The organism is Sphingomonas sp. 3-13AW (assembly GCF_049311085.1).
In the GTDB taxonomy this organism is placed as follows: Bacteria; Pseudomonadota; Alphaproteobacteria; order Sphingomonadales; family Sphingomonadaceae; genus Sphingomonas.
On the sequence record NZ_JASNVZ010000007.1, the window covers coordinates 62,530 to 88,847 of the forward strand.

Annotated in this window: 24 protein-coding genes and 1 pseudogene; 7 read left to right on the top strand and 18 right to left on the bottom strand. The window is 63.1% G+C overall.

Annotated elements, in window-relative coordinates; translation table 11 throughout:
* Nucleotides 1-107: 107 nt before the first annotated feature.
* Nucleotides 108-941 carry a MipA/OmpV family protein gene (locus QP045_RS09975; protein WP_422514833.1) on the bottom strand — a complete coding sequence of 278 codons (834 nt, stop codon included), beginning with the start codon at nt 939-941 and terminating at the stop codon, nt 108-110.
* 1,175 nt (nt 942-2,116) lie between these two features.
* On the opposite strand from QP045_RS09975, the gene QP045_RS09980 reads away from it, so the two are divergent.
* A complete protein-coding gene (locus tag QP045_RS09980; protein WP_422514834.1) occupies nt 2,117-3,259 on the top strand; it encodes an amidohydrolase family protein in 1,143 nt (380 codons plus the stop codon).
* 234 nt (nt 3,260-3,493) lie between these two features.
* Nucleotides 3,494-4,012, top strand: coding sequence for a hypothetical protein (locus QP045_RS09985; RefSeq protein ID WP_422514835.1), 519 nt, complete (start codon nt 3,494-3,496; stop codon nt 4,010-4,012).
* Between the two features lie 77 nt (nt 4,013-4,089).
* On the opposite strand, the gene QP045_RS09990 is transcribed toward QP045_RS09985, so the two are convergent.
* Nucleotides 4,090-5,007 (bottom strand): LysR family transcriptional regulator, encoded by a 918-nt coding sequence (locus QP045_RS09990; protein WP_422514836.1) that lies wholly within the window; start codon nt 5,005-5,007, stop codon nt 4,090-4,092.
* Between the two features lie 189 nt (nt 5,008-5,196).
* Between QP045_RS09990 and QP045_RS09995 the strand changes: the two genes are divergently transcribed.
* Nucleotides 5,197-5,898, top strand: a complete 702-nt coding sequence (locus tag QP045_RS09995) for an SDR family NAD(P)-dependent oxidoreductase (RefSeq protein ID WP_422514918.1) — start codon at nt 5,197-5,199, stop codon at nt 5,896-5,898.
* 192 nt (nt 5,899-6,090) lie between these two features.
* Here the strand turns inward: QP045_RS09995 and QP045_RS10000 are convergent, their stop codons facing one another.
* Nucleotides 6,091-7,017 carry an aromatic alcohol reductase gene (locus tag QP045_RS10000; RefSeq protein ID WP_422514837.1) on the bottom strand — a complete coding sequence of 309 codons (927 nt, stop codon included), beginning with the start codon at nt 7,015-7,017 and terminating at the stop codon, nt 6,091-6,093.
* Nucleotides 7,018-7,621: 604 nt separating this feature from the next.
* Between QP045_RS10000 and QP045_RS10005 the strand changes: the two genes are divergently transcribed.
* Entirely contained in the window at nt 7,622-8,509 is an 888-nt protein-coding gene (locus tag QP045_RS10005; RefSeq protein WP_422514838.1) for a LysR substrate-binding domain-containing protein, read from the top strand.
* 67 nt (nt 8,510-8,576) lie between these two features.
* Here the strand turns inward: QP045_RS10005 and QP045_RS10010 are convergent, their stop codons facing one another.
* From QP045_RS10010 to QP045_RS10025, 4 genes are all read right to left on the bottom strand, one after another.
* Nucleotides 8,577-8,747, bottom strand: a complete 171-nt coding sequence (locus QP045_RS10010) for a hypothetical protein (protein ID WP_422514839.1) — start codon at nt 8,745-8,747, stop codon at nt 8,577-8,579.
* Nucleotides 8,748-8,952: 205 nt separating this feature from the next.
* Nucleotides 8,953-9,324 (bottom strand): ester cyclase, encoded by a 372-nt coding sequence (locus QP045_RS10015; protein WP_422514840.1) that lies wholly within the window; start codon nt 9,322-9,324, stop codon nt 8,953-8,955.
* 305 nt (nt 9,325-9,629) lie between these two features.
* Entirely contained in the window at nt 9,630-10,289 is a 660-nt protein-coding gene (locus tag QP045_RS10020) for an NADPH-dependent F420 reductase (RefSeq protein WP_422514841.1), read from the bottom strand.
* An 84-nt stretch (nt 10,290-10,373) separates the two neighbouring features.
* Nucleotides 10,374-11,339, bottom strand: a complete 966-nt coding sequence (locus QP045_RS10025) for an SDR family NAD(P)-dependent oxidoreductase (RefSeq protein WP_422514842.1) — start codon at nt 11,337-11,339, stop codon at nt 10,374-10,376.
* 122 nt (nt 11,340-11,461) lie between these two features.
* On the opposite strand from QP045_RS10025, the gene QP045_RS10030 reads away from it, so the two are divergent.
* The gene (locus QP045_RS10030; RefSeq protein ID WP_422514843.1) at nt 11,462-12,094 is read left to right on the top strand and encodes a TetR/AcrR family transcriptional regulator; all 633 of its coding nucleotides are present in this window, start codon (nt 11,462-11,464) and stop codon (nt 12,092-12,094) included.
* Between the two features lie 169 nt (nt 12,095-12,263).
* Here the strand turns inward: QP045_RS10030 and QP045_RS10035 are convergent, their stop codons facing one another.
* Complete coding sequence (locus QP045_RS10035) at nt 12,264-13,172, bottom strand: helix-turn-helix domain-containing protein (RefSeq protein WP_422514844.1); 909 nt, start codon at nt 13,170-13,172, stop codon at nt 12,264-12,266.
* A gap of 309 nt (nt 13,173-13,481) precedes the next feature.
* Here QP045_RS10035 and QP045_RS10040 point away from each other — a divergent pair.
* A pseudogene (locus tag QP045_RS10040) lies at nt 13,482-13,612 on the top strand ((2Fe-2S)-binding protein); the annotation flags it as partial.
* Between the two features lie 161 nt (nt 13,613-13,773).
* Here the strand turns inward: QP045_RS10040 and QP045_RS10045 are convergent.
* The 4 genes from QP045_RS10045 to coxB all read right to left on the bottom strand — a co-directional run bounded on the left by QP045_RS10045 (nt 13,774) and on the right by coxB (nt 18,305).
* A complete protein-coding gene (locus tag QP045_RS10045; protein WP_422514845.1) occupies nt 13,774-14,592 on the bottom strand; it encodes a hypothetical protein in 819 nt (272 codons plus the stop codon).
* Nucleotides 14,593-14,845: 253 nt separating this feature from the next.
* Nucleotides 14,846-15,157, bottom strand: a complete 312-nt coding sequence (locus QP045_RS10050) for a hypothetical protein (protein WP_422514846.1) — start codon at nt 15,155-15,157, stop codon at nt 14,846-14,848.
* A complete protein-coding gene (ctaD, locus tag QP045_RS10055) occupies nt 15,154-17,652 on the bottom strand; it encodes a cytochrome c oxidase subunit I (RefSeq protein WP_422514847.1) in 2,499 nt (832 codons plus the stop codon). The genes QP045_RS10050 and ctaD overlap by 4 nt, the downstream gene beginning before the upstream one ends.
* Nucleotides 17,649-18,305, bottom strand: coding sequence for a cytochrome c oxidase subunit II (gene coxB / locus QP045_RS10060; RefSeq protein ID WP_422514848.1), 657 nt, complete (start codon nt 18,303-18,305; stop codon nt 17,649-17,651). Before coxB ends, ctaD begins: the two co-directional genes overlap by 4 nt.
* A gap of 30 nt (nt 18,306-18,335) precedes the next feature.
* Here coxB and QP045_RS10065 point away from each other — a divergent pair, with 30 nt between their 5' ends.
* Nucleotides 18,336-18,854, top strand: coding sequence for a DUF2231 domain-containing protein (locus tag QP045_RS10065; RefSeq protein WP_422514849.1), 519 nt, complete (start codon nt 18,336-18,338; stop codon nt 18,852-18,854).
* Here QP045_RS10065 and QP045_RS10070 read toward each other — a convergent pair.
* From QP045_RS10070 to QP045_RS10095, 6 genes are all read right to left on the bottom strand, one after another.
* Nucleotides 18,821-19,312 (bottom strand): CopD family protein, encoded by a 492-nt coding sequence (locus QP045_RS10070; RefSeq protein ID WP_422514850.1) that lies wholly within the window; start codon nt 19,310-19,312, stop codon nt 18,821-18,823. The two genes, QP045_RS10065 and QP045_RS10070, sit on opposite strands and share 34 nt — an antisense overlap.
* Complete coding sequence (locus QP045_RS10075) at nt 19,309-20,019, bottom strand: cytochrome c oxidase assembly protein (protein WP_422514851.1); 711 nt, start codon at nt 20,017-20,019, stop codon at nt 19,309-19,311. Before QP045_RS10075 ends, QP045_RS10070 begins: the two co-directional genes overlap by 4 nt.
* Nucleotides 20,016-20,801 carry a formate/nitrite transporter family protein gene (locus QP045_RS10080; RefSeq protein ID WP_422514852.1) on the bottom strand — a complete coding sequence of 262 codons (786 nt, stop codon included), beginning with the start codon at nt 20,799-20,801 and terminating at the stop codon, nt 20,016-20,018. The genes QP045_RS10075 and QP045_RS10080 overlap by 4 nt, the downstream gene beginning before the upstream one ends.
* 11 nt (nt 20,802-20,812) lie before the next feature.
* On the bottom strand, nt 20,813-23,083 hold the full coding sequence (locus tag QP045_RS10085) for an FdhF/YdeP family oxidoreductase (protein WP_422514853.1): 2,271 nt from the start codon (nt 23,081-23,083) through the stop codon (nt 20,813-20,815).
* A gap of 157 nt (nt 23,084-23,240) precedes the next feature.
* Nucleotides 23,241-23,555, bottom strand: coding sequence for an ArsR/SmtB family transcription factor (locus QP045_RS10090; RefSeq protein ID WP_422514854.1), 315 nt, complete (start codon nt 23,553-23,555; stop codon nt 23,241-23,243).
* A gap of 85 nt (nt 23,556-23,640) precedes the next feature.
* Nucleotides 23,641-26,316 (bottom strand): Tat pathway signal sequence domain protein, encoded by a 2,676-nt coding sequence (locus tag QP045_RS10095; RefSeq protein ID WP_422514855.1) that lies wholly within the window; start codon nt 26,314-26,316, stop codon nt 23,641-23,643.
* Nucleotides 26,317-26,318 lie beyond the last annotated feature (2 nt).

A 26,318-nucleotide genomic window follows, 5' to 3' on the forward strand; every position in this document is an offset into this window, starting at 1 on the left:
ACGGCTCTCGCGAACTGCGGACCTCGCCCCGAGGCGCCATGGCGGCGTCCGTGAGACGCGACGGCCGCCCCCATCTGGATGACGCCAATCCCATATCCTCCGGCCGGTCAGAAGCTGTAGGTCAAGAACGCCATGCCGGAAGGGGCGGTCTTCTTCCGGACAATCGGGCTGTCCTTGACGTTGCCAAGCAGCGTCGAAATGCTGCCTGCCACACCCAAACCGATATGGTCGGTCAGCCGGTATTGCAGCCCAAGCTCTGCCTCCGCATCCAGGAAGCCCGCACCCGGGCGGAAGTTCGGAAGGCCCGATTCCTGTGCCTGGCTTGCATTCACGCCGAAGAAGCGGTCATTGTGCTTCGCGTTCGCCCATCTCGTCCCAATCGAGGAAGTGACGAACAGCCGCTCGTTTACCATGATGTCGCGGGATAGACTGAAATCAGCGAGCATGCCCTTTGTGCTGCCCGCGAATATTTGGGTAAGGCCTGCCGTGGCTTCGAACCCGAAATGCCGGACGCTAACGAAGCCGCGTGCACCTGCTCCCATATCGATCTTGTTGAACCGGTTCGGTACATCCTCCCGTTCATAGTTATCGAAAACCACGACGACACCGCCGCCGACCGTAAAGGTGTCGTTGTCTATCGGCGCGAATCCAATCCCGTTGTCGAAGTTGACGAAGAAGCTACCGCGCTTGATGTCCACCGCTAAGATCGGTTGAAACTCGTATTTTCTCGATCCCGCATAGGCGGGCTGATACATTCCGCCGGCGCCGATCGTGATGTGATCCTCTTCGGGGCCCCTGTCCTCGATGGATACCGGAGCCTGATCAGGAATCGTGAGCGGCGGCACAACTTCCATTGACGTCTGTGCTACTGCGGAAGTGGCCCAGAATAGAACGCCGGCCGAAACAATGGTTCGGTGACAAAAGCGAAGTTCTTGACGCATGTTGGTTTCCAGAAATAAGTGTGTCGACCGAGTTCCCTCGATGGCGGCGCTCAGCGTACAAGCTGTTGTCGAGCCCGTTTGTTTTGCTAGGATCGAGTGGTGAATGGTTCACAATGACGCGTGACGCGCGCCTACAGAGAATTAGGCTGCGGGAATGGGCCTGAGCGCCTCGTCGTTCAGTTTTGCAAGATAACGACCGGAATGCCGCGGCTCGAATACAGACGGGCGGCACGATGGCGGCACTTCAAACGAGACGCCGAGGCTTTGTGCGTCAAGATGATTGACGCCAATCAAGCTGCGTGGGGCAAGATATCATATCGGTGTCTCCTTTTGCCCTGAGACGCTAACCGGATTGCAGACCCGCACTAGCGGATGAGAAAATCCTTGGCTCCGCTTACGCCGACATCTTCAGTGCTGCGCATTGACTATGTTCCCCGGACATCGCCAGGCGCAGACGCTCACTTTGAATTCAGTTCTTGCTTGCCGCCCCATAGTTCACGCGGCGCCAACCCGATCCCTCAATGTCGAAGTCACACGCGTTGAAGAGGGAAGAATGATGATCTCGAGAAGGGCGCCATGCGCCGCCACCGCGTCCTCCGGCGGAATGGGCATTTTGCCGGCTTGCACGCAGGAGGCGCCGGTTACGTTCATTCTTGGGCGATGAGCTCCGCAAGGCATTCGTCCAGCCCTCTCAGGGGCAGCGGATCGAGGGTAGCTGCACGCCAGGCAAATCCCGCAGGAGGGCGCTCTGGATTGGTAGAGCGCAACCGAGAAGTCACGCTGGTGCCGGCACAACTCCGTCATCACCGCGCCGTCGCGGCTTCCTTCAGGATGCCAATGATCTGCCCTTCCGAAAACTGCTTCCGCTTCATTCCGCCCGTCCTCTGATGGGCGGACTCTAGCTCCACATGGAGGGAAAGACGGGCGTCACCTCACCCAGATCGCGCTATTCAACCAGCCTGCGCCTCTCGGACCCAGGCGACGGCCCGGCGGAAAGGTCCCTCCTGCGATGCGGGTTTAGGATTGAGCCGGCGTCTAGCCGGCATGCGATTTGCCATTCCCAAAGTCTCGAGCCAGGCAGCGATCAAACGCGTCGCGCTCCGCCAAGCCAGCAGTCAGCAGGATGCGCGCCATGAACCTACTTGGTGCTCGGCAGCGACCGAGGAGAAACTGACATGAACCCGATGAAAAGAACTCAGCAAAGCCAGGCGATGGCGCGCCGCAATTTTCTGGGTGGCGCGGCTGCACTGGGTGCTGGTGCGGGATTATCCGTGCCCGCCACGCTCTCCAGCGCCGCCACGTCAGAGGCTTCGGACATCTTGCTGCGCGACCAAGACCTGCCATTTATCGGCACGGAAGAGACCTATTCCACCCTCGAACTGATCGAGCATATCGCCTTCAACGCTGATCACGCGGAGTACCTCAAGTCCACTGGTCTTGCCGAACTGGGTCAGCCTCGGGTCGCAGCAATGGATAAGGCGGGGATCAACGTCCAAATACTTTCCGTACATACGCCAGGCGTGCAGAACGTTCCCGGTCGCAAAGGCATCGATTTTGCTTATCGCCTTAACAAGACGATAGCCGATGGTCCGATGGCGACCTATCCGGGGCGGTTCCAAGCATTTGCAACCTTGCCGCTGCAAGACCCGAAGGCATCAGCGGACGAACTGGAACGCGCCGTTCGGGAAGATGGCTTTGTGGGAGCCATGACCAATGGGATCATCGGCAAGAGATTCCTCGACCACCCCGACTTTGAGCCCGTTCTGGCACGTGCCGAAGCCCTTGGTGTGCCGATATACCTGCATCCCGGCTTCCCACCCGCTGACGTCTTTAATCTCTATTACCGCATAAGTCGGCCGGAATACAACAAGGAGTACCAAGACTATATTTTCAGCGGTTCGGGCTTTGGGTGGCACCAGGAAGTCCTTATCCAGTCCCTTAGAATGATCATGACAGGAGTCTTTGACAGATTCCCTAAGCTGAGGGTCATCATCGGCCACATGGGTGAGGGCCTCCCTTTCTTCTTCGAGCGTATCGCGGAAGATCTTGGCGAGCCTACAGAGCGTTCGCTGAAACGGCCGATCAGTCAATATTTTGCGGAGAACTTCTGGTTCACAACGAGCGCATTCCCCAGGAGTGAACTGCTTCACCTTCTTTTAAAGCACATCAATGTAGATCGGATAATGTTTGCCACCGATTTCCCGTTTGCAGACATGAAGCAACAAACCGACTGGTTTCGTGGAGTGGATCTGCCACGTGAGGCAAAGGAAAGAATTGCGTTCCGGAATGCAGAAACACTGTTCCGCATAAAGGTCTGACCGGCATCAAGCCGATCATCGCGGTGCAGACGACCAGCCGCGGATGACTAGACGTCTTGCCCGGCATTTTGCGGACAGCCGGAGTAACGGCGCCATCCTAGGGACTGCGCTGGTGGTTTCCCGATGGCTCATCGGCCAAAGCGGCAATGCGGCCAAAAAGGCGTCATCGGGCTGGGTATCCACTAGCCTGAACGGCGCCCGGGAGAGGAAATTCCACATCTGGAGGAGGCAGTCATGACGCATGTACTTGCGTGGGAGCCCGGCATCTATGGGGCTTCGCAGATCCAAGAGCGTACCTATTCCCGGTCACTCGACCACTGCAGGCCCCTCTCCGCCACCACGTTTAGAGAACACATCCGAACGTTCCTTCTCAAGGCGCTTGGCTACTCCTCCGTCGGCGAGCCTTGTTCCGGTTCCGGCTTTATCTCCAACTCCTCGACGGTTCCGGTCATCACGGCGCGGACCGTCAAGCGGCAATACGGCACGCCGAGGGACGACACCTTAGAAGTGCGCCTTCACGATGCTCTCGACAGTGGCGAAATCCCGCCATCGTTAGATCCGGGCCGGTTCCTTCTGTTCCTAGAGGTTCTTCGAAGCGGCCTAGAGGTACAGGCACAGGACGGTGCCAATGAGGCCCAGTTGTTGACGATCATCGACCTTACTCTAGAAGGGTGGGATGCATATATCCGTCGATCCAGCCACGTCACCGTGATCGCGGAAGCGTCGGGATCCTGTCGTGCTCGTCAGGATTGACGGCAGATGACCGGACTTTCTGCGGGACCACGATGCCTATTGTTTCATTGCCCAGCCGAGGCTGCTTGCATACTGGGCTAAGTCGCGGCGTCCGCCCGGGCCCGTGTAAGCACGTTTACAACTGCTCGTACGGCAGGAGAAAGTGGAGCTCCCGCCGCGTAATAAAGGTGGAAACCAGCATAGATTGGTGACCAGTCGACCAGCACCCTGAGCAAGCGCCCGTTCTCGATCATCGGCTGGGCCATGTAGTCGACCCCGTGCCACAGGCCAACTCCCTCAAGCGCGGCATGGAGCATGAGGTCGGGATCGTCGGTTACAAGGGCACACTCAAGGTCCAGAGCGATGGCCTCAGTGCCCCTCTCGAATTCCCAACGGTAGAGCGAACCGCCGGGTCCGCTGCGGCAGTTGATCGAGCGGTGACGCGCTAGATCCCGAGGATGCTGCGGAGGTGAGTTGATCGCGAAGTATGCGGGCGATCCAACTACAGCGGTTGTGAAGGGTCCGGTCAGGTCCATTGCGACCATATCTTGCGCTACATCATCGCCCAGGCCGATTCCCAAGTCGAAGCCGCCTTCGAGATCACCGGGCTGTTCGAGGGTGCGCACGTCGAGAGTAACATGCGGGAACTCTGTGGCCAGGCGGCCCGCGGCAGGCGTGACGATCCGCTGGACAGCCAGTCGAGGCGCAGCAAGGCTTACCACGCCAAAAGGTGCATCGCGCGGCGCCACCGCTGCCGCCACCGCGCCGTCCATAAGCTCCAGGGCAAGTGCAAGATCCTGCAAGAGGCGATGCCCGGCCTCAGTCACGGTAACGGACCGCGTTGTACGGTTGAGAAGGCGGTGTCCGATGCGGCTTTCGAAGGCCCGAACGGCATGACTTATGCTGGATGCCGACAGACCCAACTCTTGGGCAGCTGCGCGGAAGCTGCGGGCCTCGGCAACCGCGACGAAAGCGCGAGCTTCAGCATATTCTCCCGGTCTCAGGCGCCTTCGCATTGTTCGGCCTCACTCATGAACGTCATGCCGGGAATCAGCCTTATGCCGAACCCTCTTCGCTCCTAAACTACCCTCGAGAAGAGTTTCACCCGCAGGGAAAGCATGGTTCAGGATGAATAATCAAGGATTGAAGCGGCTCGCCGGGAAGGTGAGCATCATCACCGGCGCAGGCACCGGCATCGGCGAGGCATCGGCGAAAGCGTTTGCCCGCGAGGGTGCCCGAGTGTGGTCCTCGTCGGTCGGCGTGAACCGCCATTGCGACGCACGGCCGACGCAATCGAGGCTGCAGGCGGCGAGGCCATCGTCGTTGCGGCGGATGTGTCGAACAGCCGGCAAGTCGACGCTGTCGTCGATCGCGCCGTCAGCGGGTTCGGCGGGCTCGACCACGTCTTCAATAATGCCGGGATTATGGGATCCTTCGAACCGATCACCGCCATGTCGGAAGAAAGCTTCGATGAACTCATCGCCATCAACCTGAAGGGTCCGTGGCTCATGACCCGCGCAGCATTGCGCGCGATGATAACGGCCGGACGCTCGGGAGCGATCGTCAACACGTCCTCCTTCCTGTCCACGGCAGCGACCGTGGGCAGCTCCGGTTATTCCGCGAGCAAGGCCGGCCTGGACGCCATGATCCGCGCAGTGGCGCTTGAGGCAGGCCCCCACGGGATCCGGATCAACAACATCAACCCCGGCGTGATCGACACGCCAATGCTCAGGGCGCACGGAGACGACGCCATCCCCGCCCTCGCCGCCCGCGCTGCCCTGCGGCGAATTGGAACGCCAGAAGACATAGCCGACGCGGCGGTCTGGCTATGCACGGACGAGGCGCGCTTCATCACCGGCCAATCGATCTTGGTCGACGGCGGTTTTAATATCCCGGGCCCGAGATAAGAGCGACGAAGGGCAAACTTCTCCATGGCGTCCGCGTCGCGCGCGTACGAGCCCGCGGAGATCGCGAGAGCGGACGCAGTCGACGCCGACCGACATGTCGGCCCGTCACCCGCCTCCCTGCCAGCAAGGCTGAAGGGGTCTTCGCCTGGAACAGCCGGTGCCCGCGGGAGCGGGCACCGGGAGGCAGATGGGTCACTGGAGTCGCGCGCGAAGATACTCCTCTACATCAACTGTCCTGAGGCCGCGCCGCGCGTTGTAAGTCTTGGACTTGTCCCACCACATGCCGTCGCCCAGCCCGAACGCGGCACGGTACCTGGCCATCACGTCATCAGGAGCGGCCGCGAGGTCTGAGCGGAGTTTGTGGAGGCTCCACTCCGCCTTTTCAAACGTGCGGCCCGTGACCCGTTCCACCACCTTGGCCAGATCTCCGTAAGAAATCGTGTCGCCTGCGACATACACCACCTCGTCGATGATGCGCGGCTCAGCGAGGAGTATCTCGGTGGTGAGTTTCCCGACATCCTCGGGGGTCGTCACTGTAACCTTCGTTTCCCAGCTGCCGAGCCCATGGATAGTCTGCTTTTCGAGGTTCACAACGTCGAACGCCGGCTCGAACAGAAAGCTGGTAAACATGCCCGTCGAGACGATGACCCATTCGGTACCGCTCTGCCCCCGCAGCAACTTCCGAACCTCATATTGTTCGTCGAAGACCGGCTGCCCGCTGCCACGTCCGACAACATCATAGTCGACACCGAACTGCCACGGGAAATAACGCTTCACGCCCGCTGCAAGAACTGCCCGGCTGATGTGCAACTGGGTTCCAGGCCCGCCGACGAACCCGGTGCAGTTCACCACCGTGCGGAAGTCTCGGAACAGCCGGGTCAGCGTCCGCTCGTCCGAAACAAGGTCGCCACGGACCATCTCAACTCCAAGCCCGCGTAGCTCCGCGAGGTTCGCCGCGTCATCTTCCGATGGCGCGTCCAGTACGTTCGGCGCGATCAAAACGGTCGCCGTCGACTGCGCTGCCTGAAGTCGAGGCGCAAGTGCCCGTAGGACCGCCATTCCAAGTTGACCGGCACCAAGCACCAGCACTCCGCTGGCATCTATTCTGGAATCACTCATCTCAAATTTCCCTTCAAATTCCACTGCTCAACGAGCATTCGATGGACTCGGATGGTCATTTCATGCGGCTTGGTTGATGACGTTGAGAAAGATTTTGCGGGGCCGAGTTCCGACCACTCCAGGCGGACCCGGACTGCTTGGCACCTGCCAGGGACACCTCGGGCCCGAAGCTGAGGTGCTGGTTCACCCATACCGGCGAGACTCCATCCCGCCGGCGAGCGCTCGCGCGAGAGCGGCATTGCTGGACTATACCGAGCCGCCGAGCCAAAGTCGCTGTCGCGTGCCCGGCTGAGTGCATCCTCGCCGTCCGTGACGCGGACGACCCGGAGGATTGACGAGAACTTCTGCTCGCTGACGAGCTTGCATCGGAGCCGATGCTACTCTCGGTCACAACTTCCTGCATAGTTCCGGCCCTTCCGTGCAGACGGACCAGAGTTGGTGCGCCTGTGTCCGCACCTATTTGGCGTGCTTGCTGAGCCGGTTAAGAGCGCCAGAACTGACTTGATTATTCGCGTTTAGCGAATAGTCCGATAGGGTGCGTTGGGGAACCAAGCCATGCCAAAGGGCGAAAATGGAGGGACGCGCATTGGACCGGCTTCACGCAATGGAGACGTTCGCGAGAGTGGTGGAAGCAGGGAGCTTCAAACGCGCGGCCGAGACGCTACGCGTGCTTCCCTCCACGGTTACCAAGACGATCAAAGACCTTGAGACGCATCTTGGCGTTCAGCTGCTGAAGAGAACCACCCGTACGCTGAGCATCACGGATGCAGGCATGCGCTTCTATGACAGCAGCAAGGCCATCCTGCGTGAGGTTGAGGTCGCCGAAAACGCAGTGGCATCGGGCATGCGCGCGGTCCGTGGCACAATCCGCGCCAGCATGCCTCCTTCCTTCGCGCGATACTTCGTTATTCCGACACTCCCACGATTCACGGCGAGGTTCCCCGACATCGAAATCGACCTTCAGCTCGGCGACGCCATCATCGATCTCGTGCAGCAGGGCATCGATTGTGTCATCCGGGCCGGAGAACCGCAGCCCTCAAGCCTGATCGTACGCCGCTTGGGAACATTCGGCTGGCACTTGTGTGGGTCACCAGCCTATTTGCAGCAATTCGGGCAGCCCGCAGCGTTGTCGGATCTTCGCGGTCATGTGGCGGTCGGTTACGCAGAACGCCGAACCGGGCGGCCCACGAGTTGGACCTTCAAGGATGGCGATGAGCTGAAATCAGTTTCCCTGCCGAGCCCTGTAACAGTCGACGACACCGACGCGTATGTCGCCGCGGGGATAGCGGGTCTGGGCCTCGTCAGAGCCGCCAGCTACATGGTCAGTGAGCCTGTCGCCGAGGGGCGTCTCGTACGGATTTTGCCCGGCGTGGAGGGGCCCGCCGTGCCGCTCTCGCTCTTGTATCCGCAAAGTCGTCACCTTTCGCCAGCGGTCCGCGCCTTTATCGACTGGTGCATCGAAGCCATCGGATCTCAGGCCAAACAGTGGTGACTGCTGACACCCATAGGTTCGTGGAAGCTAAACGCTCAGCGACCGAGCCACTTCGGGCCCTTTTTGACTATCCCGGGCGTTCCTCGGCACCCCGCCACGCGGCCAACTCGATCTGAAAGCTGTCATCAGCTGCAGGTGCGAGGAACACCCATTTCAGCCCCACCGCTTCGGCGTTGGCGGCCGGCCGAAAATCGAGCTTCTCCTGATAGCGCGCGATAGCCGCGTCGGAGTCGAGCACGCGGGGCCAACGTGATCTCCTCGCAGAGAAGCGAATGGCCTTGCGGCGTTCCTGGGATTGAGGCCCGATGCCATAGGAGCCCTCCGCCAGTATCGCCGGCTGGCTTCGACGCGTCTGCGCGCGGCCCGCCTACTCCTTCTGGTGGTTATGGTTTGCTCGGGGCTGACGCCCGTGATGGGCGGCGATCAGCTGCCTAACTGCCGCTTCACGGCCTCGGCGTCATGGATCGCCGCCATGTGCTTGAAGCGCCCATCAATGACCTGATAGCCGCATATTCGACGACCTCGAAGGAAGCGCCGGTAGGCCGAACCCCTACAAATGTCTCGGTTGGCGTTCCCGTGTTCACCAACTGCGCCCCCAAACGGTCGCCATCGATGATCAGGTTGATAAGCTCCCAGTGCAGGTCTGGCACGGCACCGACCTCGTGCTTCTGAAGCACCAGGATGTCCTCTCGCGCGACCGGTTTCCCGTTGAGCGTGACCTCATCGTGGATGAACTTGTCCATGATAGCAAAGTCGCGCGCATTCAAAGCGGCGATGTAGCGATCATAGAAGTCTCGCAGATCTGGATTCGACATTGCTACCTCCATTGAAACGACGGCATTCGAATTATCGGCGACGCTTCTACTCGAGCGCTTGCGGTTTGGGCGCGGAAAGCGTCGCCAGGAGAGTTGGCTTGCGCCGTTGGCCGGCTCTGTCGCCGGATTGTGCCAAGCATTTGGATGTTGCGGCAAGTAGCGCAGCGGCTTCTGTCACGTACGAGCCTCGGGTTCGCTGAAACAAGGAATCTGGCAGATCGACGGGCGCCAGAAGAGGAACCTTAATCCGGAGGTTGTGCGCGGTACGCACGCCAGACTTACCTCGAAAAAAGCCCCAGAGCGCATCACGACGGTCCTGTCGCGACGATCCGCCTGGCCCGCCCGAGGTTGAATTCCAGTTCAGCCCTGGTTTGGGCGCTTTGTTTCCAGGCGGGTTGGCCAGGACGCGTGCGCCAGGACTCGCTGAGCGGACTGTTGTTGACCGTGTCGAAGCCGAACTCCTCGTACAGACGCCTCACAATCTCGACAGCTTCGGGAAAGTTGCTGGATGCTGTCAGTGCTAGCCGGTCCGGTGCTCCACGGGGCCTGCCCCATGTGAGGATCCGGGGCGCCTGGATATGCGTGAAAGCCTTGACCACCTTGGAGGCAGCAAGTTGCTCCTGCCGTAATTCATGCTCCGTCTTCTCGCCGGAATCCACGACCGGATAATTGCCGTCCCGCCATGGCATATAGTTGTTGGTGTCGATCACGACCTTTCCGGCGAGCGCCTCGGCGGGCAAGTTGTTTTCAAGCTTCAGTGGCACCGCGACGACGACGAAGTCGCCGGCCGCCGCAGCTTCCGCCGCAGTGGCTGCCCTCGCGGATGGCCCAAGCTGGGAAATCAGCTCCTCTAGGGTCTGCGGGCCTCGCGAGTTGGCGAGGACAACCTCGTAGCCGCTCGCAATCGCGGCACGCGCGATATGGCTACCGACTTCGCCCGCACCGATGATGCCGATGGTGCTCATGACTCTCAAAGCCCCCTTTTTCTACGGGACGATCAGCGGCAGTAGGAAGAGCGCCCCGTCCGAAAGCGCTCTTCCCACTCCTCCTCAGGCGGCGCGGATTAGTTCCTCGCTCTTTATCCAAAGCCGGGCGGCCCGGTCGGGATCGAGCGCGTACAGGCGAACGCCATCCGCGAAGGGATTGGGCGTGTCGTTGATCGTGGCCACGGCAACATCCTCAAGATACTTGCCGCCGATCTCCTCAGGATCGGCCACGACAGCGGCCCAGACGCTGGTTGCAGCGGCCTGCGAGATGTCCTTCAACTCAGCAGGCGGAAGACCCGCTGCTGCACGCGCACTGCCCACGGTGGCGAACAATCCCTGCAGCTCTTCATCCGAGAAATGGCGCGGGAGATCGGTCAGGCTGTTGCCGGGCATCACTGAAGCGGCCCGCACGCCGCGCGACCGGTGACGTCGATCGAACTCGACGGCGAAGAGGGCGTTTGCGGTCTTCGAGCGGCCATATGCCACAAAGGGCTCATAGTCCTGCCGCTCGAAATTGGGATCCTCCAGATCGACGTCCGCCACGCGATGTGCCTGGGACGAAAGCACCACGAGCCGCCCGCCGTCGACAAGCAGCGGTTCGATCCGCGTGACGAACGCAAAGTGGCCGAGATGATTGATACCGAACTGGGTCTCGAAGCCGTCGGCGGTCTTGCCGGCGGGCGTCGCCATCACCCCGGCATTGGCGATGATCGCGTCCAGGCGCTGCCCCTCTTGGATCAACCTGTCCGCGGCCGCACGAATGCTCTGCAGCGATGCCAGGTCGAGCTCAACCAGTTCCAGGCTTCCTCCAGTCCCGAATGCGGCATCGCGTACGGGCGCCGTGACCAGTTCCGCCTTCGCAAGATCCCTGACGGCTCCGACAACGTGAGCACCATGCGCCACCAGAGCGCGGGCCGTCTCGCGCCCGATACCGGAGGCAGCCCCGGTCACCAAAATGCGCTTTCCCTTCAGGTCTACGCCGGCAAGCACTTCGTCGGCGGTCGACTCCGCACTGAAGAATCCGGTCATCTCACTCTACCTCCTAGTCCCTTTTTCCGTAACGGACGTTACGATAACGGTCGATATGGAAACTGGACACGAGGTGTCAAGAATATTATAATGGCCGTTATGAAAAGTTCGGGACAGATCTGATGGGTCGCCATCGCGAGTTTGACGTGGAAAAGGTACTCGACGCCGCCGTCGCTGTGTTCTGGCGCAAGGGCTACGAGGGCGCGAGCTATTCGGACCTCGTCAAGGCGACGGGCGTAGAACGCCCTGCCCTCTATTCGGCGTTTGGCAACAAGGAAGCGCTCTTCCGCAAGGCGCTGGCGCGCTACAGCGAGCTTTACCTGGACTATATTCCCGAGGCCTTTGGGCTCTCTACAGCCCGAGAGGTGGTGACCCACATCCTGCGCAAAGCCGTCGACCACAATACCCGCTTCGAGGACCGAATGGGCTGCCTTGGCATCAATGGGGCGGTGGCATCGTCGGACGATGCGGAGCCTATTAGGAAGGCCCTCGCCGAATTCAGGGCGGCGGGCCGTGAACGGCTCCGCGAGCGGCTTGAGAAAGCTCAGGCGGAAGGCGACCTCCCAAAGTCGGCCGCGCCCGATGCGCTTGCCGCCTTCATCATGACCGTCACGCAGGGGATTGCCGTTCAGGCAAAGGGCGGAATGAGCCGCGAGTTGCTTGAAGCTGTGGCCGAACAAGCGCTGGCCGCTTGGCCGGCGGACGACGTGCTCGGATCGAAGGCCCTTCCCACCGCCTCCTCCGGTCCGCCGTGACATCTGGTAGCCAAGAAGCTGTGCTTTGGACGGCTCATTGGTTCATCTTCAGGCTTGGCGACCTCCTTCTAAGTCCGGGCTGCACAATTTGATCGTGACCCCTGTCGCAACCGTCCACCACAAAACACCCAATGAAGTAGACGAACGCTAAGGCGGCATCGCTGCACTGCTACCGGGCATAACCCTGCGAAGTCGACGGAATAGCGGCCTTAGCGGGGGAAACGAACCTTCGGCCGCCCACCTCGTGCCGATAAGCCGTAGGTGTTGTCTCGCAGGCTTTACGAAAACTGGCGGCGAAAGCCGATGGGGTCTGGTATCCCACTTCCAGAGCAATCGCGATGATTGGCCAATCCGTGGTAGCGAGCAATTCGCGGGCACGCTGCATGCGAAGACTCGTCAACCATTCGTGCGGGGTCATCCCTGTGGCGGCCTTCAACGACGTACAGAAGTGAAAGCGGCTGAGCCCCACCAGCCCTGCCAGCTCATCAAGGCCAATCTGCCGATCTAGCGATGCGGCCATATAGTCGGTGACGCGCTTCACTTGCCTGTCAGGAAGCCCGCGAGGGGGAGCCTGTGCGGTGGTAACGCCGTGGGAAGAGTGTGACCGAATGAGCTGTGTGCATAGCAGGTCCACAGCCTGCTCGACGAACAAACACGCCGACCGGTCGGTGCTGCCAGCGTCCTTGCCGAGGATCTCCAATATGCGCGCAGTGGTGGGGTCGTCGACGCAGAAGCGGCTGATCAACTCAACCGGCTTTGGCAGGGACAGAGCCTCGGCAGCGGCAATGAGGCGCGGGCGTGACAGAAAGACGTGCGACACTTCAACGGGTCCGTCTTGATCCCAGTGGCCGTCTTCACCGGCTGCAAGGAGCGAGATTGACCCGCGTCTCGTACGCGTCACCACACGCTGCGCACCCTGCCGCCACATTGCCTTCTGAGCAGTGCCATAATAGGTCAGCACGACATGCGCATCGAGCGGTGGGAGGCTTGCGTGCAACTCGCCGTGAACCAGCGGCCGCGTGAGGAGCGTGCCATTCTTCAGCTCGTGATCGACGAGCGGAAGCGCCATATCAAGCATCTCCGCTATCGCGATTGCCGATGGCTTCTCGAAACCGGAAGCAGTTGAGCCAAGTGGTTCGGTAGGCGATTCGTGAGTACTCAAGTGTACCTCCCGCCGATTCTTGCCTCTTGCGCTCTCCCCAAGACCACCACGCGATCGTTGTTTACTGAGCCAAACAACGCAACCGCAAAATCGAAACACGGGCGCAATCCGGCAATAGCCCAGTGGATGAGCCGAGCTAGATTGCGCCTCTCTGACGAGCGGCACGAATCGATTTCCAAGTCCTATTCAGCTCGTGCGAAGAAGGCGCCGCCTTCTGATACTCGTGTGTCGCCCTGGATCTACTGCGCGATCAACTCGGTCTCGCAGGCACGAAGAAGGGCTGCAACCAGGGGGCGTGCGGAGCCAGTACCGTTCTGGGGGATGGCGAGCGACGGCTCTCCTGCCCGTCACTGGCAAGCATCTTTGCATACGAACAGAAGGGAACTGGCGATGGGTGACCTGACTGGAAAACGGGCTCTCGTGGCAGACGGCGGAATCCAACGCCTGAAAGGCATCGTAAGGCAACGGAGGTCGTGATGCTGGGGCAATCGCCCGCCACACCTCGGGTCGCCAGCGGCTAGCTTGTTCGTTTGTAGTTCGGACGCATGTACGCGTACGTGAAGCCTGCACGTTCCTGATTGCGATACGAAGAAAAGCCCGGGTCGTCACGGTGGGTCGGTTGTCCGGTTTCGCAAGTCTGTAGGTGCGCCCCCATCGCAGCCGCAGCCCTGACTTGCTCGGCGATGATGTGTTGCTGAACTCCCCGGGCCCGATACGCCGGGAAGGTGGCTTCGATGCCGAACCACGCGCAGCCTCCCTGAACGAACATGGTGCCGCCGCCCACCGGCTGGCCGTCAATCGTCGCGAGAAAACACCGCCACGAGGGACGGTCGACGAGTACCGCAAACCAGGTTGCGCAATCTTTCGGTAGTCCGAACCCTCCCGCCACCGTCGCGCCAAACATCTCGGCTACAGCGGGCCCTACAGCCTCAACCTGCACCTTCCGGTCTAGCGGCTCCAACGCAGGCGCACCTTCCGTCCGGACGAATTTCGCCCATCCAGATCCTGTCGGTGCCAAGCCCTCGAAGCGGAGGGTCTCATGGATCGCAGAAGCTTTCGTCGTCGGCGCGACCTGTAGCGCCCAGGACATCGCATACGCATCTAGCCATTTGATTGCCGCATCAAGCTCCTCACGGGACGGCGCGCGTTCTACACCGACCGCCATCGCACGATTAAGTTCAGTGATAGGAAGTGCACGGCATCCTAGGACACTCATTCCGCCTATCGTTGCGCTCACGAGGCCAAGGCTTTCTCGCACGCTCTGCGGCGCGGCGTCGAACAGATCAAGCCACGCGTCTCGTTCGACCAATTCCGCGAGGCAGTCGGCATTCTTCATCCTCGGCGTCCTCGATGTCTGTCGCTTCTTACCGTGCGGTAATGCCGGCAAGATGGTACCGTACGTCGGCCATGCGAGCGCGAGCCAGTTTTAGGCCAGGGACTATGCTCTTGCTGCGATCAGGCGCATAGATCACTTTGCGATGATGTCGGATTTTTTTCGGTATTGTGTTTCAGTTGCAACCCACCGGACTTTGAGCAGGTGGATACTCGCGGCAGGAGAGTCTTGCTTTTACGCATGAGGCCAGCGAGCGTCAGACGCAGGCCGAAGCAAGGACGACCGGCATCCCCGTGACAATCGTTCCCCCGAACCCGACCCACGCGGATACGGTCGCCAGGCGGCGCTGCATCCCCGGCGGGGCACGGCCGGCCCACCAGATCGACGCTGCCGCGGCGGCACACAGCAGCAGCCATGTCCCCACCATCGCCCATCTGAACACCGTCCCGAATGCGAGCGGGATGCGGTTCAGGCCGCCGGCACAGCCGATGCCGTGCAGGCTATAGAGCAGGGTGAAGCCGACGGCCCAGATCCACAGGCCTGCGCTCGCGCGCGCCAAGAACATCATGCGAGCACCTCTGGCACCATCAGGCACAGCAGGACGAGGATCGTCGTCGCAGCCGAATAGCCGCCGAACATCCGCGCGGTGGTGGCTTCCTGCGATCGGGCGGCCGAGACGTACCCGGCACCGATACGGACGTACACGAACGCGGCACCAAACAGCGCGATGAACGCGTGGAGCACGCCATAGACAATGAGCGCCCAGCTTGCTGCGGCATAGGCGTGGCTCTGGGGGGCGGGCAGCGCAGAAACGCCGAGCGCCACCAACGCGACCATGACGCCCAGTTGCGCGGAGGCGGCCCCGAGCGCGAGGGGCCGGGCGGTATCCAGCGCCTCTGCCGCGACGTGACGATGCGCTTGGTGAATGAGGAGCGCGCCCCCGACTGCCGCAACGCCAGCAATCGGGCTTGGCAGGAGTCCCCCGTCGATCCGCACCGGCGGCGGCCAGTTGGGCGCGACTACCCAGAGGAACGCATAGCCGAACAGCAGCGAGGCGAAGAGCGTGCCATCGGACACCAGGAGCAGCGTACCACCCCACCAGCCCGGGGATCCGCGCACCTCGCGGTGGATAGGGGCAGCATGGCCGCGCCCGATCGAGACCATGCCTACGTCCGACCGCGAGCCAAGCACCCATGCCCACCGCCACGCTAGCGCCGCCACCCCGGCCATCGGCAGCAGCGCGAGCCAGTAATAACCGAACAGGAGCGACAGGAAAAACGCGCCGGTAACGACTGCAGTGACAATCGGGAGGCGAGTGTTCCCCGGCAGGACCACGACATGGTCGACTGCGCCGGTGGCTGAATCCACGGCCATGGTCTCGCGCCAGCCGTGCCGGGTGTCCGGCAGATACCCCTCGCCGCGCGCCAGTTTGAGTGCGAGTTCGGGATCGTCGGACAGGGGCTCGCGGCTCTCGACGTGAGGCTGACTGCCGAAATTATAGGCGGTGGCTGGGAGCGGCATTGCCCATTCCAAGGTGCCGGCGTTCCATGGATTACGGCGCGCCCGGCGCCCGAGGAAGATCTGCAGCGCGACATCGACCGCGAACAGCGCGAAGCCGAACGCCATGATGAAGCTGCCGACCGACGACAGCAGGTTGAGCCAGGTCCAGCCCATGTCGTCAGTATAGGTATAGATGCGGCGTGGCATGCCGAGCAGGCCGGTGAGGTGCATCAGGAAAAAGGTGACGTTGAAGCCGACCAGGATCAGCCAGAACGCCGCCTCCCCCAGCTTCTGCACGCGCCTCCGGCCGGTGAAATGGGGAAGCCAATAATATGCGCCCGCCAGCATCGGGAAGATGAACCCGCCCACCAGCACGTAATGAAGGTGCGCGACCACGAAATAGCTGTCGTGGGCCTGCCAGTCGAACGGCACCATCGCCAGCATGACGCCGGTCAGCCCACCCAGAATGAAGACCAAGAAGAACCCCAGCAGGTAGAGCATCGGGAGCTTGAGCTCCGGTCGGCCGTTCCACAGCGTCCCGATCCACGCATAGATCTGGATCGCGGTCGGGATCGCCACCAGCGCGGACGCCGCGGAAAAGAACCCCAGCGCCATGTGCGGGATGCCGGTCGTGAACATGTGGTGGACCCACAGCCCAAAGCTGAGAAAGGCGAGCGCCAGCAACGCGGCGACGATCCAGCCATAGCCGAGGATACGCGTGCGGGCCATCACCGGGAGCACCGTGGAAATCACGCCCGCCGCCGGCAGGAAGATAATGTAGACCTCCGGATGGCCGAACAGCCAGAACAGATGCTGCCACAGCATCGGGCTGCCGCCGCGGGTCGGGTCGAAGAACGGCCAGTCGAATGCCCGCTCCACCTCCAGCAGGATCGAGCCCAGGATGAGCGGCGGGAACGCCGCGATCATCATCAGCGCGGTGATGAGCAGGTACCAGGCGAACAGCGGCATCTGATCAAGCCGCATGCCGGGCGCGCGGATCTTCAGAACGGAGACGGCGATCTCGATCGCTGCCGCCACGGCCGAAATCTCGACAAAGGTGATGCCGAGCAGCCAGACGTCGGAATTGATGCCGGGCGTATACACCTTGGAGGAGAGCGGCGTGTACATGAACCAGCCGCTGTCGGGTGCGACCCCCAACACCAGCGCCACGAGCAGGATGGTGCCGCCGAAAAGGTAGCACCACCAGCCATAGGCCGAGAGCCGCGGGAACGCCATGTCGCGACTGCCCAGCAGCTTGGGCAGCATGTAGAGCGCCAGCCCTTCGAACATCGGGATGGCGAACAGAAACATCATGATGCTGCCGTGCATCGTGAAAAGCTGGTTGTAGATGGCAGGGCCGACAAAGGCGCTGTCCGGGGTCGCGAGCTGCGCCCGGATCAGCATCGCCAGCACACCGCCCACCGCGAAAAATCCGAACGCGGCCAGGATGAAGCGGATGCCGATGGTAGAATGGTTCACCGTCGAGATCGTCCCGCGCCATCCCTTGGGCGCGCCCCAGATAGCGTCCAGCACGCGGTGGCGTTGCAGTACGTTCATGCTCATCGGGCGGCGGTCCGCTGGAATGTTGCCCAACCGGCGGCATCGTGGACGATCACGCGGAAGCGGTTGCCGGTATGGCCCACGCCGCAAAATTCCGCGCACTGCCCCTCAAGCACCCCGGGTGCGCTCGCCTCGATCCGCAGCACGTTCACCTGGCCCGGGATGGCGTCCATCTTGCCGCCCAGCCGCGGCACCCAGAAGCTGTGGATGACGTCGGCAGACGCGATCCGGACATCGACCGGGCGACCTGCCGGAATGTGGAGGACATTGCGCGTCGTGATCGCGCCCGAGGCGCCGGGCTGGCGGAACGTCCAGAACCACTGGTGGCCGGTTGCCTCGACCACCACCGCGTCCGGCACCGGGCGCGCGATCGTGCGCTCCCCGATCACCAGCGCATAGATCAGCAACCCCAGCAGCACGACCGAAGGCATCGCCAGGCCCAGCCCCCCGATCCAGAAGCCCGTACTGCCCCGGTGATTACCCTCGCGCCCGCGACGGCGAAGCGCCCAGGCGAGCAGGCCGAGGGTGAAGAACGCCAGGATGAACGCGCCACCCAGCATGACCCACCACAAGGTCGCAATGTCACGCGCGGCCGGGCCTGCGGTGTCGAGCGTCGACAACGGTCCGGCACATCCGCCCACAATCAAGGCTGGCATGGCACCAACGGTTCGGTGCAAGGACGGGCTATGAACGATGAAACCACCCCTGTCGGTGACCTGGTCGATCCGGTCACGAAGCACCCCAATTTTCATCGCACTGAATCGAAGATCGCGATCGCCGGACATCCGATCCACGCGATGTTGGTCGCTTTCCCGATTGCCCTGGTGATGTGCACCCTGGGCGCTGACGGCTTCTATTGGTGGACGGGCGACGTCTTCTGGGCCCGAGCCGCACTTTGGTCGAGCGGCATGGCGTTCCTGTTCGGGTTGCTGGCCGGTCTCTCGGGTACGGTCGAATTGCTGCTCGTGCCGGGCATCCGTGTCCGCGCGGCAAGCTGGACCCATTTCGTGATCGCGGTCATGCTGCTTTCGGTGCTCGGGGCGAACTGGGGCTATCGTCTGACCACCGGCTATGTGGAGGCCGTGCTCCCCTGGGGTTTCCTGCTGTCCGCCTTCGCTGCCGGCTTCGCCGCGGTGACGGGGTGGCATGGTGGCAAGCTGGTGTTCGATTATCACATCGGCACCTCGTCCACGGGCAAGGGCTGACCCTGCGGCTCGTTGAGCCAGTCCGGCGCCAGCTTCTCCGTGATCAAGGGCTTGCCGAGTACCAGCCCGAGGATGACCGTCATCGACGCCAGTGAGGCCGCAAGGGGTGGCCAGGCGGGTCGCGGAGCATAGTCGCCCTGGTGCTCGCCAATACTCACGGTGATATGGCCGAGCCAGCCATGCACGAGCACCAATAATCCAACCAAGACCAGCTTGGCGAACATCCACGGTACGAACGCGTCGCGCAGAAAGATCAACGCCGTTCCCATCGCGATGGCGATCACCGCCGCGGGGGTGACGACGCGAATATATGCGTTGTGGGTCAAGAGGCGCAGGCGCGAAAAATCCTCCTGCTCGTCGTCGGGCGCGTGCTTGGCCAACAGCAGCGGCAGGCCGACCAGGCCTGCACACCAGATCGCGAGGGCCGCAATGTGGAGAAACTTGATCGCGACGATCATGCCGGCGCGGCCGTCCGCATCCAGAGCCGGCGGCCGATCACAGCGGTAATCACGGCATAGGGAAGGATGCCGGGCACCCACATGATCAACCCCGCGAGCTGCTGATCGGCGAGCGGGCTCAAGCCCCACGGCAGGGTGGTGGCGACGTGCACGACGTACAGCGGATCGGGCGCGAAGGTTAGCAGGGCGCCGAGCATGCCCATCTGCGCCATGGCCGCGATCGCCGAGAGTGTGGCGGGTACCGGCGGTGCGGCAAACAGCTCGCGCCAGAACCAGACCGCAGTCGCCAGCAGGCTCACCTGCATCAGCCAGTAGATCACGGTATGCGCCAGCGCCCGGTCGTACAAGGACGGTACGTGCCACAGCCACAGCGTCACCGTCGCCGTCGCCGTCAGCAGCGCGGCGCCGAGGAAGCGCGGAGGCCGTCCCGGGAACGCAAGCGCGAGCAGCGGGGCCGCGATCGCAACGATCAGGATATGATGCACGGCACGCGCCGAAAACAGCGCGACGCTCAAGGCACAGAGCGGGGACACGAACGCAAGCGCCAGTACGACGACACCTCCCAGCATGAGGCGCGGGCGTGCGGAGCGGAGCGCGACCGCTGCGCCGATCGCGAGCGCGATCAGCAGGATCGGGTCGAGGTTCCAACGGAGAAACAGGTCAGTGGGTAGCGGCGGCGTTCCGCAGTAGCTCGCGATCGAATTCATTGAGTGCTTTCATCGGGCCGCAGTGCATCGTGCCCATACCCGATCGCGATCGCCAGCGCCGCCCCACCGACGACATTGCCGAGCGTACTGAAGATAAGGTTGAGCACGCCCGCGCCGAGCGCCAGGTCATCGCCCGCCGCCGCCAGCCAGCCGAGCGGAATGATCGACATGTTGGCGATCGAATGCTCGAGGCCCGCCGCGACGAAGATCATGACCGGACCCATGATTGCTAGGATCTTTGCGGGCAGCGTCTGCGCCAACATCGACATCCATACGGCAAGGCAGACGAGCATATTGGCAAGGATGCCGGAGGCGAACACCGCACCGGCCGACTTCGCCAGCTTGTCGTCGGCCAGGGCGATCGCCGCATCGCCCACGCCGTCGCCGAACCCGCCCGCAGCCGCAAACAGGAAGGCGACGACGAGCGCACCCAGCAGATTGCCCAGCCAGACCGTTGCCCAAGCTCCAACCATGCGACCTGCGGTCAGATCGCCGGTGGTCACGGGAAGCACCATCATCGTATTGCCGGTGAACAGCTCGGCGCCAACGATCATCACCATCATCAGGCCGACGGAGAATGCCGCGCCAGAGAGCAATCGTACTGCACCGCCGTCGCCCATGTTCGCCTGCGCAACCAGCGAGATAACCGAGCCGAAGGCGATGAAGGCCCCCGCCAGCACGGCGAGCGTAACCATCCGCGGCCAGGCCGACTTGGCCTTTGTCGCCAACGCGGCCGGGGCGCCGGCGGCGATCGCATCGCCCACCGGATCCTGCACGTCCACCTTCGACACCATCAGGGCATGGTTTCGATGCGTACCGGCACTGCCTTGCTGGCCGGAGTTTTCGAGCTGCGGTCATGATGGCTGATCGCGATCAGGGGGTTGAGCTCGGGATAATAGCCGACAATCGTGCCGGACGGCAGATCGAACGGTACGACCTCCAGCCCGTCGATCCGCCGCTTGTGCCCGTCGCCCGCGTCGCCGACCAGCGCCACCCGCTGCCCGACGGCAAGTCCCGCCTTCTCCATGTCGTCGGGGTTGATGAGGATCACGTCGCGCGTGCCCTCGATGCCGCGCAGACGGTCGCTATAGCCATAGATGGTGGTGTTGAACTGATCATTCGAGCGCACCGTGACCAATCGATACCGGCCATCGACGTCGACCACATCCGTTGCGGACAGCATCTCCGGCGCGGTGAACTGCGCCTTGCCGGTCTTGGTCTTCCACACCCGTTCACGGGCACTGTTGCCACGATAAAAGCCGCCCGGCTCGAACATGCGGGCGTTCATGTCGTGAAACTGCTCGTGATAGGTCTCGGCGATCAGGTCGCGGACCCGCCCGTAATCGCCCGTCCACTCCTCCCAGCGGACCTTCGGATTGGGCGGCAGCGTCGCCATGGCCATGCCCGCGACAATGGCCAGCTCCGATTTCAGATGCGGGCTCGCTGGCGTGCGATGGCCACGCGAGCCATGGATGTGGCTGAAACTATCCTCGATCGTTACCGTCTGCGGACCGCCGGCCTGCAGGTCTTCCTCGCTGCGGCCCAGGCACGGCAGAAGATACGCCGTCTTGCCGTTGAACAGGTGATTGCGGTTCAACTTGGTCGCAATCTGGACGGTCAGCCGCATCCGTTCCCAGGCCGGTTCGACACGCGCCTGATCGGGCACCGCGCGCAGGAAATTCCCGCCGAGCCCGATGAATGCCTGGACGCTGCCGTCCATCACGCCTTCGCACACCTCCACCGTGGTCATGCCGGTGTCGCGCGGTGGATCGAAGCCGAACTGCTCCGCCAGCTTGTCGAGCGGGACGAGCTCAGGCTTTTCCGAAATCCCGACGGTGCGCTGCCCCTGCACGTTCGAATGGCCGCGCACCGGGCAGATCCCGGCGCCGGTCCGGCCGATATGGCCGCGCATCAACAGCAGGTTGACCAGCATCGCGATGTTTTCGAAGCCATGGACATGCTGGGTCAGGCCCATGCCATACACGCCGATGACCCGCTCCGCCGCCACGTACACGCGGCCCGCCTCCTCGACATCGGCGCGGCTCAGCCCCGACTCCTGTTCAATCCGTTCCCAAGAGGTGGCGTCCGCCTTGGCGCGGAACGCGTCGAACCCGGAGCAGTGTTCCGCGATGAAGCCATAGTCGATCAGCGTGCCGCCACGGCGCTCGTCCTCGGCTAACACGAATTTGCACAGCCCCATGATCGCGGCGATGTCGCCGCCGGCACGGACCTGCAGATACTGGCAGCTGATCTGCGTTCCCTTGCCCGTCAGCATCTGGCTCGGACGCTGCGGATTGATGAACTCGATCAGCCCCTTCTCGCGGATGGGGTTGAAGGTGACGACCTTGCAGCCCCGCTCGACCGCCTTTTGCAGCGGATGCAGGAAGCGCGGGCTGTTGGTGCCGGGGTTCTGGCCGAAGAAGAACAGCGCGTCGCAATGTTCGAAGTCGTCGAGAACGCAGGTGCCGACCGGCGATCCGATCAGTTCGTTGAGCGTGACCGACGTGGTTTCGTGGCACATGTTCGAGCTGTCGGGCAGGTTGTTGGTGCCGTAGAGTCGCGCGAACAGGGCATAGAGATAGGACGTCTCGAGGCTCGCCCGGCCGGATGCGTAGAAGATCGCCGACTTGGGGTCGATCTCCTTCAACTCCGAACCGATCGCGGTGAACGCCTCGTCCCAGGTGCATGGCACATAATGGTCCGTCTGCGCATCGTAACGCATCGGATGCGTCAGGCGACCTTGCTGTTCCAGATCATGATCGTCCCAGTCGCGCAGCTCGCGCACGCTATGATTGGCGAAAAAGTCAGGCGTGCACCGGTTGGTGGTCAATTCCCACAGCGTGGCCTTGGCGCCGTTCTCGCAGAACTCGAACGCATGCGGGTGCTTGGGTTTGCCCCAGGCGCAGCTGGTGCACATGAAGCCACCGGGCTTGTTCTGGGTGCGCAAGGTCGCGAGCGCCCCGGGCGATGCCATGTCGCGCAAGGCGGTCTGCGCCATGCCACGCAACGAGCCCCACCCACCGGTGGCGCTGTCATACTCAACGGTTTCTGGCTGGTCGGTCATGGCATGCTCCCAGACACTGAACGAGCAAACTACCCGATCGGCCGCACAGCATCCGCGATTTTAATGTAAGCTTTTGTGTCCAGGCATTCGTCGCCGCGCGCCGGCATCGATCGCGGCGCGGGCCTCGGCTGGGGAAAGGGTGGCGAGCGTCAACGCGTCATTCCTTGCAGTAAAGCTGGTAGAGGGTGGCGAGCAGCGTCTCGACGCGCGGGTCCGCGATGGCGTACCACAGCGTCTGGCTCTCCCGCCGAAAGGTGACGAGGCCTTCGTCGCGCATCTTGGCCAGGTGCTGCGAGCAGGCCGATTGGGACAGGCCGACATCACGCGCGAGATCGCCGACTGTCACCTCACCATGCTCGACCAGCTTGCACAGCAGCATCAGCCGCCGCGCGTTGCCGATCGCCTTCAGCGTGTCGGCGACCTGCCCCGCCTTCGCCTCGAAGGTCGCGAGGTCCATCTGCGGTCTGCGCATCGTCACTACTCCATTAGATGGCGCTTATATAGCGCCGGCTAATATATTAGCAATATCTAACGGAGCAGACCGAGTGGACAGCCGCTCACGGCCGATACGCGGCGTCCAGTGCCTCTGGAATGAGCACCAGGTTCTGGATCGCGGCCAGACCCCATTGCGCCGCTGCATTGGTGGAGACCCCAGGCCACTCCACGATGCCGCCGGGCAGCGTGTGGCGCGGGTCGTGCGCGACCGTGCCGAGCCCTGCTTCGCCGGAGAAGAATTCCCGCGCGGCGCGGCCGGCAAGTGCGGGGTCCTTTTCCCGGTTCGCGGCATAGGCGGTCAGCCGGGAATGCCCCTCGCGCAGGTTGCTCGAGCCCACCCGCTTACCGAACTTCGCGTCGAACTCGGCCCGGGGCGCGTTGTACCAGCGGCAATATTCCAGCCACGCCGCCCGGTAGCGCGGCACATCCAGCAGATCGAGGAGCTCCGAGCTTACCTCGGGCGCCCCGAACACACCGTTCAGATGCGCGATCTGGATCCGGTCGCCCGGATTGAGGAAGCGGCCACTCTTGAGGTCATAGGGCGCGCTGCCCGTCAGCCACCCCTTGGGCAGCCGGCCGATGCTGTCCATGCCGGCCACCAACTGGTCTCGCCACTGCTTGGCCCCGGTTCGCTCCCACTCCGCAAGCCACGCACCCGCGAGCGCGCACCAGGTTGTGCCGAAGCTCATTTCCACCACGCCCGCGGGCAAGGCCTTACGCTGCCCGCCGGGCACCTTGCGCCCGATCTCGACCGTCTGGAGTGTATGGTCGGAGGTGAGCAGCGCCCGCATGAGGTCGCCCACCCGCTCATCGGCGGTCAGATAGTAGAAGATGCGGCGATAGATCGCGTTGCTGACTCGCGGCTGCTTCGAGCTGTCGCTCCAGTGCTGCACTCCGTGACGAGTTCCCATGCCGGTGAATGGGCCCATGTGGTACACGTCGACTTCGCCGGTATGACGGGTCATCGCCTCGGCGAGGCGATAGGTCTTCGCGTCTCCTGAGCGGATGGCGGCGTACCACAGCCACAGGTCCGGCGAGAGTTCGCTGTTGTCCCAGGCAAAGCCGCCGATGTCGTACCGCCAGACCCGCCGGTCGCTGTCATAGGTGTGCATGACATCGCCATGGTCCCAGAAGCCATACCAGCTGCGCCGGTCGACCTCGCCCGCATAGAAATCGATTAGATTGTCGAGCTGGTTCTCCAACAGCGCGCGGGTCGGCGTCGACCGGTCCGGCAAGCCCCAGTCGCCGAACACGCCCGCCGCATGAAGATGCGCCGGCGCCACCATCAATTGCGGAGGCGTGGCAGCCGCCCGTGCCATTTCCTCGAGGGTCGCGGTCTCCGGCGTCCGGTCCAGCGCCCACAGCATCAGCTCGCTGGTGCGCGCGACACCGGTCGCGGAATCCCAGCCCGGCTCGTAATCCTCATAGGTGATGTCCAGTCCCTCGTTCTGGGCATCATATCCTTCCATCCCCATCATGCCCCGATAGGAGCGCAGGTCCATGGCCGGCGCGTCGGGCGACCACAGCCATTGGGTCAGCCGCGCGGTGTCCGTCGCCGCGTTGCGGATGTCGATCTGGCTGGGATGCCGCTCCCAGAAATAGCGGGCGGCGAGTGCAGCGCCCCCTTGGGGTGAGCCGACATAGCCCAGGCCGGGCGAGCGCGCGCCTTCCTCGGCATCGACCCAGGCGTGACCTTCGGCCGTGCGCTTTGAAAGCGTGAAGCCGCGTGCGGAGAGCTGGCGCAGCGTGAAGTCACTCCACGCAGGGATGCGGTCCAGCAGCGGCCCCACCCGTCCCATCTCTTCTGGCGGGGGTGCGGCGCGGCCAGCGACCTGCGCCTGTCGGGCGGCCCTGCCGGGATCCCGGCGCAAGCCGGTGAGCGGGCGAACCGCTTCGACAAACATGCCGTCACCGGCGGTGGCGAGGCGCACGTGACGATCGTGGAGGGGCGCACGCAGTGGCACGTCGGCCGAAATGCCCAGCCCCGAGATGAAGTCCTTCGCCGGATCGAGATCGAAGACGAAGCTGTGGACGATCCGCAGCGCGTCCGAGCCGGCATAGGCGTACAGCCGCAAGGTGAAGGGCAACACTGAGCGGCCGCCGCCGGCGTGCTTGCCCTCCACGCGGATCACCGCGCGAACGGGGCCACGCTGTTCGACCACGACCGCGTCGATGCGCCCGAGGAGTGGCAGGCGGGTGCCATCGATGGGCGCGTCGCGAACCTCTCCCAGCAGGCGGACGTTCTGGAGCACCGCGCGCTCCCCATGCCGCGCGCTTCGGATCACGGAATCGCCAGAGCGCGCGATCTCCCAGCGCAGGTCGCCTGACACGATCGTGACCGTATCCGCGCCTTCTTCCACGACAATCGGGGACGTCGGACGCGCCGGACGCCCCTGCGTCACGGTCAATCCTGCGGAACCAGCCCCTGCGGCGAGCGCGTGGGCCGTCCACTTGATCGACCCGTCAGGCCAATAGGCTGTGGGCCAGCTCTGCGACGGCAGGGACGCACCATCGGCAGTCTGAACGGTCAGCGATCGGCCCTTGGAGAGGGTGCCGCGTGGCCAGGCCACACCAAAGGTCTGGCCGAAATGGCGCCCCGGCGGCGCCCCGTCGATCCACCGCACCGGCGCAGGCGCGAGCCGCGATACTCGCGCAGCCTGGACGGGAACCGCGCGAACTGCGCTTCCTGCGGCGGCGAGCACAGTGCCGCCCAGGAGGGTTCGTCGGGTGAGGCGCATAA

Coding starts and splice junctions, on each gene's coding strand:
- QP045_RS10015 (WP_422514840.1), bottom strand. CDS start 9,324: ATGTCGAATCCAGATCTGCGAGACTTCTATGATCGCTACATCGCCGCT.
- QP045_RS10070 (WP_422514850.1), bottom strand. CDS start 19,312: ATGATCGTCGCGATCAAGTTTCTCCACATTGCGGCCCTCGCGATCTGG.
- QP045_RS10025 (WP_422514842.1), bottom strand. CDS start 11,339: ATGACCGGATTCTTCAGTGCGGAGTCGACCGCCGACGAAGTGCTTGCC.
- QP045_RS10095 (WP_422514855.1), bottom strand. CDS start 26,316: ATGCGCCTCACCCGACGAACCCTCCTGGGCGGCACTGTGCTCGCCGCC.
- QP045_RS09980 (WP_422514834.1), top strand. CDS start 2,117: ATGAACCCGATGAAAAGAACTCAGCAAAGCCAGGCGATGGCGCGCCGC.
- QP045_RS09985 (WP_422514835.1), top strand. CDS start 3,494: ATGACGCATGTACTTGCGTGGGAGCCCGGCATCTATGGGGCTTCGCAG.
- QP045_RS10000 (WP_422514837.1), bottom strand. CDS start 7,017: ATGAGTGATTCCAGAATAGATGCCAGCGGAGTGCTGGTGCTTGGTGCC.
- QP045_RS10045 (WP_422514845.1), bottom strand. CDS start 14,592: ATGAAGAATGCCGACTGCCTCGCGGAATTGGTCGAACGAGACGCGTGG.
- ctaD (WP_422514847.1), bottom strand. CDS start 17,652: ATGAGCATGAACGTACTGCAACGCCACCGCGTGCTGGACGCTATCTGG.
- QP045_RS10050 (WP_422514846.1), bottom strand. CDS start 15,157: ATGATGTTCTTGGCGCGCGCGAGCGCAGGCCTGTGGATCTGGGCCGTC.
- QP045_RS10075 (WP_422514851.1), bottom strand. CDS start 20,019: ATGAATTCGATCGCGAGCTACTGCGGAACGCCGCCGCTACCCACTGAC.
- QP045_RS09975 (WP_422514833.1), bottom strand. CDS start 941: ATGCGTCAAGAACTTCGCTTTTGTCACCGAACCATTGTTTCGGCCGGC.
- QP045_RS10030 (WP_422514843.1), top strand. CDS start 11,462: ATGGGTCGCCATCGCGAGTTTGACGTGGAAAAGGTACTCGACGCCGCC.
- QP045_RS09990 (WP_422514836.1), bottom strand. CDS start 5,007: ATGCGAAGGCGCCTGAGACCGGGAGAATATGCTGAAGCTCGCGCTTTC.
- QP045_RS10085 (WP_422514853.1), bottom strand. CDS start 23,083: ATGACCGACCAGCCAGAAACCGTTGAGTATGACAGCGCCACCGGTGGG.
- coxB (WP_422514848.1), bottom strand. CDS start 18,305: ATGCCAGCCTTGATTGTGGGCGGATGTGCCGGACCGTTGTCGACGCTC.
- QP045_RS10090 (WP_422514854.1), bottom strand. CDS start 23,555: ATGCGCAGACCGCAGATGGACCTCGCGACCTTCGAGGCGAAGGCGGGG.
- QP045_RS10035 (WP_422514844.1), bottom strand. CDS start 13,172: ATGCTTGATATGGCGCTTCCGCTCGTCGATCACGAGCTGAAGAATGGC.
- QP045_RS10020 (WP_422514841.1), bottom strand. CDS start 10,289: ATGAGCACCATCGGCATCATCGGTGCGGGCGAAGTCGGTAGCCATATC.
- QP045_RS10065 (WP_422514849.1), top strand. CDS start 18,336: ATGAACGATGAAACCACCCCTGTCGGTGACCTGGTCGATCCGGTCACG.
- QP045_RS10005 (WP_422514838.1), top strand. CDS start 7,622: ATGGAGACGTTCGCGAGAGTGGTGGAAGCAGGGAGCTTCAAACGCGCG.